Raw genomic sequence first — 18,756 nt, 5'->3', positions numbered from 1 at the left:
TTGCTTAGCCAACGGGCTCAAGCCCCTCGTCCCGCAACCATTGCTTTTCATACGCAATCTTGAAAACCCGGTTCAAAAGCGGATTACTCCAACCGCAATTGGTGCTGAAATCGCGTTTCAGGGTATCGTGATGCAATTGATGCGCTGCGGGCGTCATCAGCAGTCCTGTTTGCCGCATGACCCGCACTATCCAGACATTGTCGGCGCGATGTAATGTGCCGTGGAAATATTGGGCGAAAGCGCCGCCTAGCAGTAATGCGACCATAGCTGCGATAGCCCAGCCGGGGACCGGGAACATGACGGCCGCGGCATTCATCAGTAGAGAAAGTGGCAGCGCCCCAGCAAGAACCGTCGATCCGATCAAGCGCACGACCCCGCGCCTGCCCAGTGCATCGGGCCGTGGATGGTGGTTCTTGAAATCATAAACCAACCGTTCGAGCGGATTGATGCGCTTCATCGCGCTGCGAAACATAGTTTGATATTCCTGCGATTCACGCGATCCGCCATAAAAATATAGCCGATCCAAACCGACGCCCGTCACGCAGGGCCGATAGTCCATATACATATGAACTGCGCCAGACAGCATATCCGCACCATACCACCCGACGAGCATGGCGGGAAACACCCACCAACTGGGATCGCGCAGCACAAAGGCAACGTTGGCAGCCAGCGAAGCAAAGAACAGGGCGATCACGAAACGCATCAACATTCCAGCCCTTTAGCAGAGCATCGCCAGCCTTCCAATCGTCAGAATGGCAAGTCGATCAGACTTACGCTGCGCCCGCGATCCGGATGAGTTGAGTGGTGGCCATTGGCTGATCGGGCCAAATGCCCCGCGTGTCGTAGACCGTTTTGCTCGCCCGCTCTTCGACAGGAACGGACTTGAAGATGTCGTGATCGACAAGCACGATGAATACATCGCAGCGTTCCAACGCACTATCGATATCGATCAACTCTGCCCCCGTACCGACAAAATCCACAGGTAGGTCAGCAGCATAAGGTTCGACGAGTTTGATCCGCCGACCATAGCGTCGCGCCAATCGGGCTGCGACCTTGACCGCAGGGCTTTCACGGAAGTCGTCGATGTTGGCTTTGAACGCTAGGCCGAGGCACGCAATTTCCGCACCCGGATAGGTGTCGATCAGGTCTGACGCCTTCGCAACGACATAATCGGTTTTCGCGTCGTTCACTTCCCGTGCCGTGCGGATGATCTTCGCATTTTCAGGGTCGCCATGCACGATGAACCACGGATCGACGGCAATGCAATGACCGCCCACACCAGGACCGGGCGACAATATGTTCACACGTGGATGACGATTGGCCAGACGTATCACTTCCCAAACGTCAATCCCCATGCCCTCGGCAATGACCGACAGTTCGTTGGCGAACGCAATGTTCACGTCACGGAAGCTGTTCTCGACCAGCTTAACCATCTCCGCCGCCCGCGCAGTCGTAGTGATACATTGCCCGCGAACGAACTGGCGATAGAAGCCCAGCGCCTTTCGTGCGCAACGCGGCGTTATGCCCCCGATGCATCGGTCGTTGTCGATCAACTCGACCAGAATACGGCCCGGAAGAACCCGTTCCGGGCAATAGGCGATGGAGACGTCCGGCACCCCGCCCTGCCCCGGCATCTTGAGATCGGCGCGCAGCGTCCCCAGCAAATCCCGCATGGCTTCAGTAGTGCCAACCGGCGAGGTCGATTCCAGAATGACTGTGTCGCCCGCTTTCAATACCGGTGCGATCGTCCTTGCTGCCGACAGGACAAAGCTGATGTCGGGCGCATGATCTTCCGAAACAGGGGTCGGCACTGCGATCACGAATACATCGCTCGGCTCGACTTGGGTGGATGCGCGCAGCAATCCACGCGCGACTACACCCTGTACCAGCCCGTCCAAATCGACTTCTTCGATATGCACTCGGCCATTGTTGACCGTATCCACAACGGTCTGCGACACGTCTATGCCCAGGACCCTTGCCCCGGACCGTGCAATCAATGCAGCGGTTGGCAGCCCGATATAGCCAAGACCGATAACGGAAACCTGTTGTTCGATGTCGACCGGCATGAAATGCAAATTCCCGTGGTAGGTGGATTTGCGGACATTCCTGCCTTGAAAAGCTGAATATTTCGGTAATGGGCCAGCATCGGATTTGCCCATCGGAAGGCCAGCGTCAGGCGGCGATGTTATCCCCTTGAGCACTTTGGTGCGCATTCGCTCCGATCACGCCAGCTATCCGCGCGCTCGCCTCTCCATCCCCGAACGGATTATGCGCCCGCGACATTTCGCGATAAGCCGCATCGTCGTCCAGTAAGGCGAAAACCTCTGCCACGATCCTGTGACGATCCGTACCGACCAACTTCGCCGTTCCCGCTGCAACCCCTTCTGGTCGCTCTGTGGTCTCCCGCATGACGAGCACCGGCTTACCCAGCGAAGGCGCTTCCTCCTGTACGCCGCCGCTATCGGTCAGGACGATGTGGCACATGTCGAGAAGGCGGACGAAATGCGGATAGTCCAGCGGATCGATCATGGCGACGTTAGCCAGCCCCGCGAGTTCCGCGTCCATCACCTTGCGCACGTTGGGATTGGGATGCACCGGGAAGATGATGGCGACATCAGATCGCGCTGCAATGTCGCGGACGGCTTTGGCAATCGCTTCCATACCTCCGCCGAAATTCTCCCGCCGATGGCTGGTGATGGCGACAATGCGCTTGCCTGCAAAGCGTGTCGCCAAGTCGTCAAGGCCGCCGGCTAGCGCAGGCTCCAGAGATATGCGCGCCTTTGTCGCGAGCAATGCGTCAATCACGGTGTTGCCCGTCACATAGATGCCAGCAGGATCGCGCCCTTCCGCCAATAGAGCGTCGGCCGCCGTCTGCGTTGGCGCGAAGTTCATATCCGCGATGCAGGCTACCACACGCCGGTTCACTTCCTCAGGCCAGGGGTGATGAATATCGCCGCTGCGAAGCCCCGCTTCGACATGCGCCACCGGGATTTTGCGATAATAGGCCGCAAGACTGGCCACCATCGTCGTCAACGTATCGCCATGTACCAGCACCCGGTCGGGCTTTTCACTGTCAAATGCCTTGCCCAGTTCCACAATGAGTCGCGCCGTAAGCCCATCGAGCGTCTGGTCCGGCGTCATGACGTCCAAATCTATATCCGGTAAGATTCCTGCGATCTCCAATACCTGGTCGAGTAACCCCCGGTGCTGCGCAGTGACGCAAACACGAACGTCAACGCCGGGTGCATCGCGCAGCGCATGGATTACCGGGAACAGCTTGATCGCTTCGGGCCGGGTTCCGAATACGCACAATATCTTCATCGAAACCCCTGATGTGTAACTAATAGCGTTTCCCGCCGTTATGCCCTAAATTCCTTCACAGCCCTTTAATCGCGGCTTCTTAGATTATGCTGCACATGCTAAGGGGTCGCCACTTTCGAAAAGGCAGGACTACTCTTCATGACAGCATCTGTTGTTCCGGTTATCCTTTCTGGTGGGTCGGGAACGCGCCTTTGGCCTGTTTCACGCCCTGAACGACCCAAGCAATTGCTGGCCTTGACCGCGGCTGAGACCATGCTGCAACTGACCGCTCGTCGCACCGATGCGACCGCAGCGTCCTACATTTCCTTCGGCGCTCCGATTCTTGTGGCCAACGCCAACCATGCCGACGTGATCGAGGAGCAACTGGCGGAAATCGGTATTACCGATAGCCAGATCCTGCTTGAACCCTTTGGCCGCAACACGGCGCCTGCCATCGCCCTCGCCGCATTGGTGGCGGACAATCCTGCCGACGCTTTGCTGGTCATGCCCAGCGATCACGTCATTCTCGATCTTCCCGCCTTTCACGCCGCCATCGCGCAAGCGCTTCCGCTTGTGTCGGAAGGCTGGCTGGTAACATTCGGTATCACGCCCGACGCTCCCGAAACCGGCTATGGCTACATTCAGATGGGCGATGCCGTGCAGGGGACCGTCAAGGCAGTTACCCGCTTCGTGGAAAAGCCCGATGCAGTGCGCGCGGCGGACATGCTTGCCGAAGGGGGCTATGCCTGGAACGCGGGGATATTCCTTTTCAGGGCTGGCGCCTACCTTGCCGCTCTCGAAGAGTTTCAGCCAGACATGCTCGTCGCTGCGAAGGCATCGCTGGAAAAAGGTCGCAAGGACGGACAGCGCTTCTATCCCGACGCGACATCGTTCGAGGCCTGCCCTTCGGACTCAATCGACTACGCCGTCATGGAAAAGGCAGCGAAGGTCGCGTGCGTTCCCGTAGACATGGGATGGTCGGACGTCGGAAGCTGGGACTCCCTCCACGCCATCAGCGATAAAGACGACAATGGTAATGCCGTCCGTGGCGACGTGCTGACGCTCGATACGGCACGCTGTCTCGTCCATAGCGATGGACCGCGCGTGGCGATGGTCGGTGTCGAGGATCTGATCGTCGTCGTCGCGCATGGCGACATCATGATCCTGCGTCGTGGACAGTCGCAGAATGTGAAGAAGGTGACCGAAGCGCTGAAGAACCGGTGATCGGATGACACGTGCGCACAGGCCGACCGTGAAGCATTGGGTTTGTGCTTTCCTGTTGCTTTGGGCGACGCAGATCGTCGTGCCGTTCTTCGCCCAATTCATCTGATATGGGTCGTTCCCGCGTTTACCCTCTTAACAAACTCCAACATCGTCGCTATATGGCGCTCAAGAGTTATCGGCCCGCTTCCGCCTCCCCGGTGGAAATGGGCCAACCTTCCAACTGCCCGGGACCCGGTTCGATTTGCGCTCGAACCGAGACGAATAGGGCAGAAATCGGAAGGTAATGCCAGACGCTGACAGTGCGGATCGGACAGCCCCGACCCGCACTTTTTTGCGTCTCATGGCTGCGCGAATCGGCTGAACTTTCGCTGCAATGCGAAAATAAATCGTGATTAAAGGCAGGACCAAGCATGGCGACCAAAGCAGCTCCCCCCGCAAGCACCATGACGGGCGCAAAGAAGCGCATCCGCAAGGTTTTCGGCAACATCCACGAAGTGGTGCAGATGCCGAACCTCATCGAAGTGCAGCGTGAGAGCTATGAACAGTTCCTCCGCTCAGACCCCTCGATCGGTTATGTTTCGGGCCTGGAAAAGACGTTGCGCAGCGTTTTCCCGATCCGCGATTTCGCCGGCACGGCGGAAATGGATTTCGTCCAGTATGTGCTGGAAGATCCCAAGTACGATACTGAGGAATGCCGCCAGCGCGGGATCACCTACGCGGCGCCGATGCGCGTTACCCTTCGCCTGATCGTGTTCGAAGTCGATCAGGACACCGACACCCGCTCGGTCCTCGATATCAAGGAGCAGGACGTCTACATGGGCGACATGCCCCTGATGACGGGCAACGGCACCTTCATCATCAACGGCACAGAGCGCGTTATCGTCAGCCAGATGCACCGTTCGCCGGGCGTCCTGTTCGACCATGACCGTGGCAAGACCCACGCATCGGGCAAGTATCTCTTCGCTGCCCGCGTCATTCCGTATCGCGGTTCCTGGCTCGATTTCGAATTCGACGCCAAGGACATCGTCAACGTCCGTATCGACCGCAAGCGCAAGTTGCCGGTCACGGCGCTGCTGTTCGCGCTCGGCCTCAATGCCGAAGACATTCTGGGTGAATTCTACAGCAAGGTCACCTTCGTCCGCGGTCAGGGCGGCTGGCAGATCCCGTTCACGCCCGAAGCATGGCGCGGTCAGAAGCCTGCGTTCGACATCGTTGACGCAAAGTCCGGCGAAGTCGTGTTCCCCGCCGCTGCGAAAATCTCGCCGCGCGCCGCCAACAAGGCACAGAAGGACGGCCTCGAAACGCTGCTGATCCCGACCGAAGAAATCTTCGGCCGCTACAGCGCTTATGATCTCGTCAACGACGCGACCGGCGAAATCTATGTTGAAGCTGGCGATGAAATCAGCCCCGAGAACCTCGAAAAGCTCGACAAGGCTGGCATCGAAACGCTCGAACTGCTCGACATCGATCATGTCACGACCGGCCCGTGGATCCGCAACACGCTGAAGGCCGACAAGGCCGAAGATCGCGACCACGCTCTGTCCGACATCTACCGCGTCATGCGCCCCGGCGAACCGCCAACGCGCGAAACCGCAGAGTCGCTGTTCGACGGCCTGTTCTTCGATCCGGAGCGCTACGACCTCTCGGCTGTTGGCCGCGTGAAGCTCAACATGCGCCTCGAACTCGATGCCGAAGACACGGTCACCACCCTGCGCCGCGAAGATATTCTCGCGGTCGTCAAGGAGCTGGTGAACCTGAAGGACGGCAAGGGTGAAATCGACGACATCGACAACCTCGGCAACCGTCGTGTGCGTTCGGTCGGTGAGCTTCTGGAAAACCAGTATCGCGTCGGTCTTCTCCGCATGGAGCGCGCCGTCAAGGAGCGTATGTCCTCGGTCGACGTATCGACGGTCATGCCCAACGACCTCATCAACGCGAAGCCCGCCGTGGCTGCCGTGCGTGAGTTCTTCGGCTCCTCGCAGCTTTCGCAGTTCATGGATCAGACCAACCCGCTGTCGGAAGTCACTCATAAGCGCCGCGTTTCGGCCTTGGGCCCCGGCGGTCTTACCCGTGAGCGCGCAGGCTTCGAAGTCCGCGACGTTCACCCGACCCACTATGGCCGTATCTGCCCGATTGAAACGCCGGAAGGCCCAAACATCGGTCTGATCAACAGCCTCGCGACCTTCAGCCGCGTGAACAAGTACGGCTTCATCGAAACGCCGTACCGCAAGGTCATCGACCACAAGGTAACCGACGACGTCGTTTACCTGTCGGCAATGGAAGAAGCCAAGCACACCATCGCGCAGGCTAACGCCGACACCGATGGCGAAGGTCAGTTCATCGAAGACCTCGTGTCCTCGCGTGAAGCCGGTGAATTCCTGATGGCCCCGCGCGATCAGATCACGCTGATGGACGTCAGCCCCAAGCAGCTCGTCTCGGTCGCCGCATCGCTCATTCCGTTCCTGGAAAACGATGACGCCAACCGCGCACTCATGGGATCGAACATGCAGCGTCAGGCCGTGCCTCTGGTACGTGCCGAAGCGCCCTTCGTCGGCACCGGCATGGAAGAAACCGTCGCACGTGACTCCGGCGCGGCCATCTCGGCCAAGCGTTCGGGCGTCGTCGATCAGGTGGACGCCACCCGCATCGTGATCCGCGCCACCGACGATGTCGAACCCGGCAAGTCGGGCGTCGATATCTACACGCTGCAGAAGTTCCAGCGGTCCAACCAGGACACCTGCATCAACCAGCGTCCGCTGGTGAAGGTCGGTGACCTGATCAACGGCGGCGACGTGATTGCCGACGGTCCTTCGACGGAATTCGGTGAACTGGCGCTGGGTCGCAACACCCTCGTCGCGTTCATGCCGTGGAATGGCTACAACTACGAAGATAGTATCCTGATCTCCGAGCGGATCGTTAAGGACGACGTCTTCACCTCGATCCATATCGAGGAATTCGAAGTCATGGCCCGCGATACGAAGCTGGGTCCGGAAGACATCACCCGCGACATTCCCAACGTCGGTGAAGAAGCCCTTCGCAACCTCGACGAAGCAGGCATCGTCTACATCGGCGCCGAAGTGGAGCCGGGTGACATCTTGTGCGGCAAGATCACCCCCAAGGGTGAATCGCCAATGACGCCGGAAGAAAAGCTCCTCCGCGCGATCTTCGGTGAAAAGGCTTCGGACGTACGCGACACTTCGCTCCGTCTCCCGCCGGGCGTTGCCGGTACGGTCGTTGAAGTGCGCGTGTTCAATCGCCACGGCATCGACAAGGATGAGCGTGCGATGGCCATCGAACGCGAAGAAATCGACCGTCTCGCAAAGGATCGCGAAGACGAACGCGGCATCCTCAACCGTGCGACCTTCAATCGCCTGAAGGAACAACTTCTCGGCCAGACCGCGACCGCAGCGCCCAAGGGCATCAAGAAGGGCATCGTCATCGACGACGCGCTTCTCGATGAAGTCGAACGTCATGAATGGTGGAAGTTCGCGGTTGCGGACGACAGCGTTCAGGTTTCGCTCGAAGCCATCAAGGGCCAGTATGACGAAGCGGTGAAGACCATCGTCGACCGGTTCGAAGATCGCGTAGAGAAGCTGCAGCGCGGCGATGAGCTGCCCCCGGGCGTGCTCAAGATGGTCAAGGTGTTCGTGGCTGTGAAGCGTAAGCTGCAGCCGGGTGACAAGATGGCCGGTCGTCACGGAAACAAGGGTGTCATCTCGCGCATCCTGCTGATCGAAGACATGCCGTTCCTTGCGGACGGTACGCATGTCGACATCGTGCTGAACCCGCTGGGCGTGCCTTCGCGCATGAACGTCGGTCAGATCTTCGAAACGCATCTGGGCTGGGCCGCACGCGGTCTGGGTCAGCAGATCAAGGCAGCGCTGGAAGATTGGCGTGAAGCGAACCCCAACCCTGAGAGCGCGGCGCCGCCCGAAGCGGTCAAGGAACGCCTCAAGACAGTCTATGGCGAAAAGTATCATGACGAGATCGAAGCACGCAGCGCCGATCAGATCATCGAACTGGCCTCCAACCTGACGCATGGCGTGCCGATGGCTACCCCCGTGTTCGACGGTGCCCGCGAAGCCGACGTGTCGGCGATGCTGGAACTGGCCGGTCTGGACACTTCGGGTCAGAGCGATCTGTTCGATGGCCGTACGGGCGACAAGTTCGACCGTAAGGTTACTGTGGGCTACATCTACATGCTCAAGCTGCATCACCTTGTCGACGACAAGATCCATGCCCGCTCGATCGGTCCCTACTCGCTCGTCACGCAGCAGCCGCTGGGTGGTAAGGCGCAGTTCGGTGGCCAGCGCTTCGGGGAAATGGAAGTCTGGGCGCTCCAGGCTTATGGTGCCGCCTATACGCTGCAGGAAATGCTGACCGTGAAGTCGGACGACGTTGTCGGCCGTACCAAGGTTTACGAAGCGATCGTCAAGGGCGACGACACCTTCGAAGCTGGCATCCCGGAAAGCTTCAACGTGCTCGTTAAGGAAATGCGCTCGCTGGGTCTGAACGTCGAACTGACGTCGATCGATGAGCTCACCGAAGACGACAGCCCGGCTCTGGCGGCGGAATAAGCTCTCTCCCCTCCCGCATGCGGGAGGGGGTCGGGGGAGGGCCTGTAAGCAGGTCTGATCTCGGAACCGAATATCCCCTCCCCTACCCCCTCCCGCAAGCGGGAGGGGAACTGGAGAACTAGAATGAACGAACTGACCAACTTCGCAAACCCGGTCGTAAAGCCGGAAACCTTCGACCAGATCCAGATCGGTCTCGCTTCGCCCGAACGCATCCGTTCGTGGTCCTTCGGTGAGATCAAGAAGCCGGAAACCATCAACTACCGCACGTTCAAGCCTGAGCGCGACGGCCTGTTCTGTGCGCGCATCTTCGGTCCGATCAAGGATTACGAATGCCTGTGCGGCAAGTACAAGCGCATGAAGTACAAGGGCATCGTCTGCGAAAAGTGCGGCGTTGAAGTTACCGTGTCGAAGGTGCGCCGTGAGCGCATGGGCCATATCGAACTGGCCGCGCCTGTCGCGCACATCTGGTTCCTGAAATCGCTGCCTTCGCGTATCGGCTTATTGCTCGACATGCAGCTCAAGCAGCTTGAGCGCGTCCTCTATTTCGAAAGCTATATCGTTATCGAACCGGGCCTGACCCCGCTCGATAAATATCAGCTTTTGAACGAAGACGAACTGCTCGACGCGCAGGACGAGTATGGCGAAGACGCCTTCTCGGCCGGCATCGGCGCAGAAGCCGTCAAGCAGATGCTGATGGATCTTGATCTGGAAGGCGAAAAGAAGGTTCTTCTCGAAGAACTGGCCGTCACCAAGTCGGAACTGAAGCCAAAGAAGATCATCAAGCGCCTGAAGGTGGTTGAGAGCTTCCTGGAATCGGGCAACCGCCCCGAATGGATGATCCTGGACGTCGTTCCGGTCATTCCGCCAGAACTGCGCCCGCTGGTCCCGCTGGACGGTGGTCGTTTCGCGACGTCGGATCTCAACGATCTGTATCGCCGCGTCATCAACCGTAACAACCGTTTGAAGCGCCTCATGGAACTGCGCGCGCCGGACATCATCGTCCGCAACGAAAAGCGCATGTTGCAGGAAGCCGTCGATGCCCTGTTCGACAACGGCCGCCGTGGTCGCGTCATCACCGGCGCGAACAAGCGTCCATTGAAGTCGCTGTCCGACATGCTCAAGGGCAAGCAGGGCCGCTTCCGTCAGAACCTGCTCGGCAAGCGCGTCGACTATTCGGGTCGTTCCGTAATCGTCACCGGTCCGGAATTGAAGCTGCATCAGTGCGGCCTGCCGAAGAAGATGGCGCTCGAACTGTTCAAGCCGTTCATCTACGCGCGCCTCGATGCCAAGGGTCTTTCGATGACCCTGAAGCAGGCGAAGAAGTGGGTCGAAAAGGAACGCAAGGAAGTCTGGGACATCCTGGACGAAGTGATCCGTGAGCACCCGGTCATGCTGAACCGCGCGCCTACGCTTCACCGTCTTGGCATTCAGGCGTTCGAACCCGTCCTGATCGAAGGCAAGGCTATCCAGCTTCACCCGCTCGTCTGCTCGGCCTTCAACGCCGACTTCGATGGCGATCAGATGGCCGTCCACGTTCCGCTTTCGCTGGAAGCCCAGCTTGAAGCACGCGTGCTGATGATGTCCACCAACAACATCCTGTCCCCCGCGAACGGCAAGCCGATCATCGTGCCGTCGCAGGACATGGTCCTTGGTATCTATTATCTTTCGATGGAACGTGAAGGCGAACCGGGCGAAGGCATGATGCTGTCGGACATGCAGGAAGTGCATCAGGCACTGTTCGCAAAGGCCGTGACGCTTCACTCGAAGATCATCACCCGCGTGCCGCAGACCGACGAAGCCGGTAAGCAGTACATGAAGCGCTTTGAAACGACCCCCGGTCGTATGCTGCTGGGCGAAACGCTGCCCAAGAGCTTCAAGGTGCCTTTCGACGTCATCAACCGCCTTCTCACCAAGAAGGAAATCGGCGACGTGATCGATCAGGTCTATCGCCACACCGGTCAGAAGGACACCGTGCTGTTCGCCGACGCCATCATGGCGCTGGGCTTCCGCCACGCGTTCCAGGCCGGCATCTCCTTCGGCAAGGATGACATGGTCATTCCAGACTCGAAGGTCGGCACGGTCGATGAAACCAAGGCGATGGTTGCTGACTATGAGCAGCAGTATCAGGATGGTCTCATTACCCAGCAGGAAAAGTACAACAAGGTGATCGACGCCTGGTCGCGTTGCGGTGACGTCGTCGCCAACGCGATGATGGACGAAATTCGCGCCCAGCCAAAGGACGCGAATGGCCGCATGGCCCCGATCAACTCCATCTACATGATGGCACATTCGGGTGCGCGTGGTTCGCAGGCACAGATGAAACAGCTTGCCGGTATGCGTGGCCTCATGGCCAAGCCGTCGGGCGAGATCATCGAAACGCCGATCATCTCGAACTTCAAGGAAGGTTTGACCGTTCTTGAATACTTCAACTCCACCCACGGCGCCCGTAAGGGTCTGGCCGACACCGCGCTCAAGACGGCAAACTCGGGTTACCTGACCCGCCGTCTGGTCGACGTGTCGCAGGATTGCACCATCGTCGAGGAAGATTGCGGTACCAACCGCGCTCTGGAAATGAAGGCCATCGTTCAGGGCGGTACGGTTATCGCGTCGCTGGGTGAGCGTATCCTGGGTCGTACGACCGCAGAGGATATCGTCGATCCCAAGGACAACAGCATCGCGATCCCCGAAGGCACCTTGCTTGACGAAGCCCTGATCACGCAGATCGAAGGCATCGGCACGCAGGCCGTGAAAATCCGCAGCCCGCTGATCTGCGAAAGCAAGATGGGCGTCTGCGGCAAGTGCTACGGTCGTGACCTCGCCCGTGGTACGCCGGTTAACATCGGTGAAGCCGTCGGCGTCATCGCGGCACAGTCCATCGGTGAACCGGGTACGCAGCTTACCATGCGTACCTTCCACATCGGCGGCGCGGCGCAGCTCAACGAAACGTCCAACCTCGAAGCGGTTGCCGACGGTACGCTGGAACTGCGTGACATGCCGACGATCACGGACAGCCGTGGCCGTCGCCTGTCGCTCGCCCGCAACGGCGAACTGGCGATCATCGATCAGGAAGGCCGCGAACGTGCGGTCCATCGTCTGCCTTATGGTGCGACGATCCTGTTCGAGAACAACGCCAAGGTGAAGCTGGGCGATCGTATCGCCGAGTGGGATCCGTTCACCATGCCGGTGATCACAGAACGTCCGGGTATCGTGAAGTATGTCGACCTGATCGACGGCAAGACGCTGACCGAGCAGACCGACGAAGCAACGGGTATCGCCCAGCGCGTCGTCACGGAGCATCGTGGTTCGGCCCGTACGAAGGAGGATCTGCGTCCGCGCCTGACCCTGCTGGACGACGGTTCGGGTGAAGCGGCACGCTACATGCTCGCCATCGGTGCCACCCTGTCGGTCGAAGATGGCCAGCAGGTTGCGGCTGGTGACGTGCTGGCACGTGTGTCTCGCGAAGCTGCCAAGACCCGCGACATTACTGGTGGTCTGCCGCGCGTTGCCGAATTGTTCGAAGCGCGTAAGCCCAAGGACAATGCGATCATCGCGAAGATCAGCGGTCGCGTCGAATTCCTCAAGGACTATAAGGCGAAGCGCAAGATCGCCATTCGTCCCGAGGATGGCGGTGAGCCAGTCGAGTATCTGATCCCCAAGAGCAAGGTGATCGACGTTCAGGAAGGCGACTTCGTGAAGCGCGGCGATAACCTGATCGGCGGCTCGCCTGATCCGCACGATATTCTCGAAGTGCTCGGCATCGAGCCGCTGGCTGAATATCTCGTGTCGGAAATTCAGGAAGTCTATCGTCTGCAGGGCGTGAAGATCAACGACAAGCACATCGAAACGATCGTTCGTCAGATGCTGCAGAAGGTTGAGATCACCGATGGCGGCGAGACCACGTTGCTGGCTGGCGAACAGGTCGATGCCGAAGAGATGCACGAAATCAATGCGAAGCTTTCCGCAGGGCAACAGCCCGCCATCGGCAAGCCCGTGTTGCTCGGCATCACCAAGGCGTCGCTGCAAACCCGCAGCTTCATCTCGGCAGCGTCTTTCCAGGAAACCACCCGCGTCCTTACCGAAGCGGCGGTTCAGGGAAAGAAGGACACGCTGATCGGCCTGAAGGAAAACGTCATCGTGGGTCGTCTGATCCCCGCGGGTACGGGCGCAGGCATGAACCGCCTGCGCGTGGCGGCTTCCAGCCGCGACGCCGCCCTGCGCGCGCAGATCAAGGGGCTTCAGACACATCTGATCGCGCCGCAGACTGCCGCCGAAGAACATGCTGCCGAATTGCAGCAGGGTCCGGAAGCCGCGATTGGCGACGATCCGCTGGGTGCCGTTCAGGGCGAAGAATTCACCACGAGCGACATGGAGTGATAGGATAGCGACCGCGCTTCTCAAGGAGCGCAGTGGGTAAAATGAACAAGCCGCCGGGTGAGAACTCGGCGGCTTTTTCGTGTCTGTCGCGGATTGGAACATCGTGGCGCGTGTCGGGTTATTGTGGTTGGACCATCCCGAGGAGACACGAATTGAACAGCAAACTTGCTATCTTCGCTGCCTCGTTCATAGCGGTCGGGTCTATTTCGGGCATCGCTCTGGGCCGATACGCCACGACGCCACATAGCTCGGGCGCAATCAAGGAAGCGGACGTGAGCGATACTGCGGACAGTTTCGACAGTGCGCAAAAATCGCCCATCGGTACGACAGCAGAGATGCTAGCCCCCGATCATATTCCGGTCTGCAGAAAGGGGTGCGGCCCCACTTTGGACGAACGTAAAAACGCCAGCTATTATGGCGACGAATATAGCCGCCAACTCGATTCGATTTATCGCGACGATCAAGAGTATGCGGCCAGCGATACAATGATCGCACAGCCTACGGACATCATGCCGCAATCGGCGCATCGGGATACGGCCGTTCCGCCATCCATGGCCCCGCCCGAAGCGGTTCCGACATTAGACTCGCCGCATCATGCAGCAGACATATCATCTGTGCACGATGCGGCGAGCGAGGAACTGGCCCTCTAAAACAGACTTATTCGGCAGCCTCAGCAACGGCAGCGGCGGGCTCCGTCCACACCAGCACAGGCTTGCGCGCTGCAAGGGTCTCATCCAGACGGCGACGCGGCGCAAAATAGGGCGCACCCTTCAACGCTTCGTCTCCCACCTTGGCCCGCTCCGCAACCGAGCGGAACGCCGTGATGAACTGGTCGAGCGCTGCCTTGCTTTCGGTTTCGGTAGGCTCCACCAGCATGGCACCATGCACCACCAGCGGGAAATACACCGTCATCGGGTGGAAGCCTTCGTCGATGAGGCCTTTCGCGATATCCAGCGTGGTGAAGCCCTCGGCCATGCCCTTATCGCTGAAAAGCGCTTCATGCATACACGGCCCCGATCCTGCGAACGGCGCGTCCAATGCGCCTTCCAGACTGCGCAGGATATAATTGGCGTTCAACACCGCATCGCCACTCACCTGCCGCAGCCCGTCGGACCCATGGCTCATGATATATGTCAGCGCGCGTGTGAACATGCCCATCTGGCCATGAAACGCGACCATGCGTCCGAAGCTGCCGGCGTGATGCTCGCCAGCCGTTTCCTCTTCGACCAGCACATAGCCATCGTCCGTTTTCTCAACGAATGGCAACGGTGCGAACGGCGCCAATGCCGCGCTGAACACAACCGGCCCACTGCCCGGCCCACCGCCGCCATGGGGGGTGGAGAACGTCTTGTGCAGGTTGATATGCATGGCATCGACGCCCAGGTCGCCCGGGCGCACCCGACCGACGATGGCGTTGAAATTCGCGCCGTCGCAATACACAAATCCGCCAACCCCATGAACGGCATCGGCGATCTTCTTGAGATCGCGCTCGAACAGTCCGCACGTATTGGGGTTGGTAATCATCACGGCAGCCACATCTGGCCCCAGCCGCGCCTCAAGCGCAGCCAGATCGACGCGCCCTTCCGGCGTTGCGGGGATGTCCTCCACCGCATAGCCACAGAAGGCGGCCGTAGCCGGATTGGTGCCATGGGCACTTTCCGGCACCAGCACGACCGAACGCGCATCGCCGCGCGCCTCCAGCGCAGCCCGAATGGCGAGCAAGCCGCATAGCTCGCCATGCGCGCCAGCCTTGGGGCTCATCGCCACAGCCGCCATGCCCGTCAGCGTCTTGAGCCATTCGGCCAGTTCATGGATAACGCCCAGCGCACCCTGCACAGTCGCTACCGGAGCAAGCGGATGAATATCCGCAAATCCGGGCATCCGCGCGACCTTCTCATTGAGGCGCGGATTATGCTTCATCGTGCAGGAGCCGAGCGGAAAGAAGCCCAGATCGATCCCGTAATTCTGCCGCGACAGCCGCGTATAGTGCCGCACCGCCTCCGGTTCGGACAGCCCCGGCAATGCCAGCGCTTTACGCCGTTCCAGCCCGCCCAAACGGCTCTTAACTTCAGGCGCGACCGCAATATCGACGCCAGTCGTGTCGTGCGACCCGATCTCGAAGATCAGCGCCTCTTCCAGCATCAACGCCTTGTTGCCCGTGGTCGTGGGCCGACCCTCATGCGCTACGGCTACCGGCCGCGTCGGGCGACCTTCCTTGAGCATGGTCATGCCAGTATCTCCTTGAGCGCCGCGCACAGAGCGTCGATGTCTTCCTCGGTCGTCGTCTCGGTCACCGCGACGATCAGGCCATTTGCCAAATCAGCAGCTTCCGGGAACAGGCGTCCCAGCGACACGCCGCCCAGTATCCCGCGATCTGCCAAGGTCCGCGCTACTTCGCGCGCATCCTTGTTCAGCGTCACGGTAAATTCGTTGAAGAAGCTGTCGTTCACAACAGTCACACCGGGCACCTTCTCCAGTGCCTCTGCCGTCTGAACGGCACGCCCATGGTTGAGCGCCGCCAGATCGGTCAGCCCCTTCTCACCCAGCAATGTCATGTGGATCGAGAAGGCCAGAGCGCACAGCCCGGAATTGGTGCAAATGTTCGACGTCGCCTTTTCGCGGCGGATATGCTGCTCGCGCGTCGAAAGCGTCAGCACAAAGCCGCGCTTGCCCTCCGCATCGACAGTCTCGCCGCACAAGCGTCCCGGCATCTGCCGCACATATTTCTGCTTGCACGCGAACAGGCCCAGATACGGCCCACCGAATTGAAGGCCGACGCCAATCGACTGGCCCTCGCCCACCACGATGTCCGCGCCCATATCGCCCGGAGGCGTGATTGCCCCCAACGCGACCGGCTCGGTCACCACGGCGACCAGCAACGCGCCGACCTCATGCACCTTGTCCGCCAGAGCCGACAGATCCGCAATGCGCCCCAGAATGTCGGGATATTGCACCACGACACAGCTCGTGTCCCGGTCAATCCCGGCCATCAGCGCTTCCATGTCCGTCGCGGCTTCCGCCGTGGGCGTATCGTACACCAACTGGTCGCCGGTAAATTTCGCCATCGTCTTGGCGACCGACACATAATGCGGGTGCAGACCCGACGACAGCAGCGCCTTGCCGCGCTTGGTAATCCGCCGCGCCATGCCAATCGCTTCCCAGCAGGCGGTCGAACCGTCGTACATCGAAGCATTCGCCACGTCGCACCCGAACAGCCGCGCGACCTGCGTCTGGAACTCGAACAGGACCTGCAACGTCCCCTGCGCGATTTCCGGCTGATAGGGAGTATAGGCCGTCAGGAACTCGCCGCGCTGGATCAGGTGATCGACGCTGGCGGGAACATGATGGCGATATGCCCCTGCCCCCAGGAAGAAAGGCACGTCGCCTGCGACCATATTCTGCCGCGCCAGCTTCCCCATGTGCCGCTCCACCGAAAGCTCGCTAGCGTGATCGGGCAGATCGGCGATCTTGGCCGTCAGTCGCGCCTCGGCAGGCACATCCACAAACAGGTCGTCGATCGAGGACACACCGATGACATTCAGCATTTCGCTGCGGTCGGCATCGGTCAGGGGAAGATAACGCATTCTAATTCCTTATGCGTAAATTACAGACCAGCGATGAACTTGCGATAATCGGCTTCGTTCATCAGCCCTTCGAACTCGCTGCTGTCCGCAACCCGCAGTTTGAAGAACCAGCCATCCTCTTCCGGATCGCTGTTCACCAGCGCAGGTTCTTCTTCCAAAGCGCCATTGGCTTCGACGACTTCGCCGGAGATTGGCGCATAGACATCGGACGCCGCCTTGACGGACTCGACCACAGCGGCATCATCGCCCTTGTCGAACTTCGCCCCTTCGGCGGGCAACTCGACGAACACGATGTCGCCCAGTTGTTCCTGCGCATATTCGGTGATGCCGACAGTGGCGATGTCGCCATCGACATCGATCCATTCATGCTCTTCAGTAAAGTAACGGCTCATTTTCAGGCTCCCGGTTTAAGACGGCGATAATTGTGGGGGACGAATGGCATGGGCGCGACCTTGGCCGCAAGGCGCTTGCCGCGGACTTCGATTTCCAGCGCAGTGCCGATGGCGCAATGCGGGGTCGCAACCCAACCCATTGCGATGGGCGCGCCGACAGTAGGGGCAAAACCACCGGAAGTGACCATGCCAACCTGCGCATCGCCAACAAAAATGAGCGAACCTTCACGAGCGGGCAAACGCCCGTCGATCGAAAGGCCGACGCGGCGAGACGGCACACCATCGGTCAGTTCCTTGGCTATACGCCCATGACCGATAAAACCGCCCTGCTCCCGGCGACGCTTCGAAATCGCGAATCCCAGATCGGCGGCGATGGCGCTGACCTTCGTATCGATATCATGCCCGTACAGCGGCAACCCTGCCTCAAGCCGCAAGGAGTCGCGTGCGCCAAGGCCGATAGGCTTCACCTGCGGCAAAGCGCACAACGCATCGGCCAAAGCCTCGGCGGCTTCCGCCGGAACGCTGATCTCGAACCCGTCCTCACCCGTATAACCGGACCGGGAAATCCAAAGATCGTGGCCACCAAAGGTGAACGCATTGCACTGCATGAAATAAAGGTCGGCGGTCTCAGGGATAAGCTCCGCCAGCGCGGCGCCAGCCTCCGGCCCCTGCAGCGCCAGCAGCGAGTGGTCTTCCATATGGTTCATGGTGATATCGTCAGGCAGATGTTCGCGCAGCCACCCGATATCCTCGAACTTCATCGCGCCATTGACGACCATGTAGAAGTCATCGGGGCGACGGCTCACCATCAGGTCATCCAATATGCCGCCATCCTCATCGAGCAGCAGCGAATATTTCTGGCGGAATGTCTTGAGACCCAGAATATCGCCCGGCAGCACCGTTTCGAGAGCAGCATCCACATCGTCGCCGCTGAAGGCCAACTGCCCCATATGGCTCACATCGAACAGACCGGCATGGGTGCGTGTCCAGGCATGTTCCGCCATGATCCCTTCATACTGGATCGGCATTTCATAGCTGGCAAATTCGACCATCCGTCCGCCGCGCGAACGATGCCATGCATCCAGCGGCAGGCGTTCGGGACTCGCCGTTTCGGGCGCTGAGTCGTCCAGAATTTCACTGGGTTGGGTGGTCATCCTGGTCTCCGACAAAACAATAGGGTCCATGTAATGGCATAACGAACCAACACGCGTGGCCCATCATGTCACCACCCCCTCTGTCGCGGAACCTGAGAGATTTGACCACATCGACCCCAAACTCAGGGTATCCAGCGGCTTACACCTTCGG

The 18,756-nt window shown here is 59.7% G+C and carries 11 protein-coding genes; 4 read left to right on the top strand and 7 right to left on the bottom strand.

Going from position 1 to position 18,756, the window contains the following annotated elements; genetic code table 11:
• Nucleotides 1-4 precede the first annotated feature (4 nt).
• The 3 genes from QMG56_RS10995 to wecB form a co-directional block, all read right to left on the bottom strand.
• Entirely contained in the window at nt 5-709 is a 705-nt protein-coding gene (locus QMG56_RS10995) for a fatty acid desaturase CarF family protein (RefSeq protein ID WP_281822579.1), read from the bottom strand.
• Nucleotides 710-770: 61 nt separating this feature from the next.
• Nucleotides 771-2,066, bottom strand: a complete 1,296-nt coding sequence (gene wecC, locus QMG56_RS10990) for a UDP-N-acetyl-D-mannosamine dehydrogenase (protein ID WP_281822578.1) — start codon at nt 2,064-2,066, stop codon at nt 771-773.
• A gap of 106 nt (nt 2,067-2,172) precedes the next feature.
• Nucleotides 2,173-3,321: a non-hydrolyzing UDP-N-acetylglucosamine 2-epimerase gene (wecB, locus tag QMG56_RS10985; protein WP_281822577.1), complete on the bottom strand. Its 1,149-nt coding sequence runs from the start codon at nt 3,319-3,321 to the stop codon at nt 2,173-2,175.
• Between the two features lie 138 nt (nt 3,322-3,459).
• Between wecB and QMG56_RS10980 the strand changes: the two genes are divergently transcribed.
• The 4 genes from QMG56_RS10980 to QMG56_RS10965 all read left to right on the top strand — a co-directional run bounded on the left by QMG56_RS10980 (nt 3,460) and on the right by QMG56_RS10965 (nt 14,125).
• Nucleotides 3,460-4,524, top strand: coding sequence for a mannose-1-phosphate guanylyltransferase/mannose-6-phosphate isomerase (locus QMG56_RS10980; RefSeq protein ID WP_281822576.1), 1,065 nt, complete (start codon nt 3,460-3,462; stop codon nt 4,522-4,524).
• Between the two features lie 410 nt (nt 4,525-4,934).
• Nucleotides 4,935-9,101, top strand: a complete 4,167-nt coding sequence (gene rpoB / locus QMG56_RS10975; RefSeq protein WP_281822575.1) for a DNA-directed RNA polymerase subunit beta — start codon at nt 4,935-4,937, stop codon at nt 9,099-9,101.
• Nucleotides 9,102-9,224: 123 nt separating this feature from the next.
• Nucleotides 9,225-13,475, top strand: coding sequence for a DNA-directed RNA polymerase subunit beta' (gene rpoC, locus QMG56_RS10970; protein WP_281822574.1), 4,251 nt, complete (start codon nt 9,225-9,227; stop codon nt 13,473-13,475).
• 152 nt (nt 13,476-13,627) lie between these two features.
• Complete coding sequence (locus QMG56_RS10965) at nt 13,628-14,125, top strand: hypothetical protein (protein ID WP_281822573.1); 498 nt, start codon at nt 13,628-13,630, stop codon at nt 14,123-14,125.
• 7 nt (nt 14,126-14,132) lie between these two features.
• On the opposite strand, the gene gcvPB is transcribed toward QMG56_RS10965, so the two are convergent.
• The 4 genes from gcvPB to gcvT are packed head-to-tail and all read right to left on the bottom strand — an operon-like array spanning nt 14,133 to nt 18,605.
• Nucleotides 14,133-15,704, bottom strand: a complete 1,572-nt coding sequence (gcvPB, locus tag QMG56_RS10960) for an aminomethyl-transferring glycine dehydrogenase subunit GcvPB (RefSeq protein WP_281822572.1) — start codon at nt 15,702-15,704, stop codon at nt 14,133-14,135.
• A complete protein-coding gene (gcvPA, locus tag QMG56_RS10955; RefSeq protein WP_281822571.1) occupies nt 15,701-17,059 on the bottom strand; it encodes an aminomethyl-transferring glycine dehydrogenase subunit GcvPA in 1,359 nt (452 codons plus the stop codon). Before gcvPA ends, gcvPB begins: the two co-directional genes overlap by 4 nt.
• A gap of 20 nt (nt 17,060-17,079) precedes the next feature.
• Entirely contained in the window at nt 17,080-17,451 is a 372-nt protein-coding gene (gene gcvH / locus QMG56_RS10950) for a glycine cleavage system protein GcvH (protein WP_230187420.1), read from the bottom strand.
• Between the two features lie 2 nt (nt 17,452-17,453).
• Nucleotides 17,454-18,605: a glycine cleavage system aminomethyltransferase GcvT gene (gene gcvT, locus QMG56_RS10945; RefSeq protein WP_281822570.1), complete on the bottom strand. Its 1,152-nt coding sequence runs from the start codon at nt 18,603-18,605 to the stop codon at nt 17,454-17,456.
• Nucleotides 18,606-18,756 lie beyond the last annotated feature (151 nt).

Origin of the sequence: Sphingobium sp. BS19, from assembly GCF_027925545.1 — a bacterium.
Lineage (GTDB): Bacteria > Pseudomonadota > Alphaproteobacteria > Sphingomonadales > Sphingomonadaceae > Sphingobium.
The sequence above is the reverse complement of the archived record's forward strand: the minus strand, read 5'-3'. Positions and strand labels throughout refer to the sequence as shown.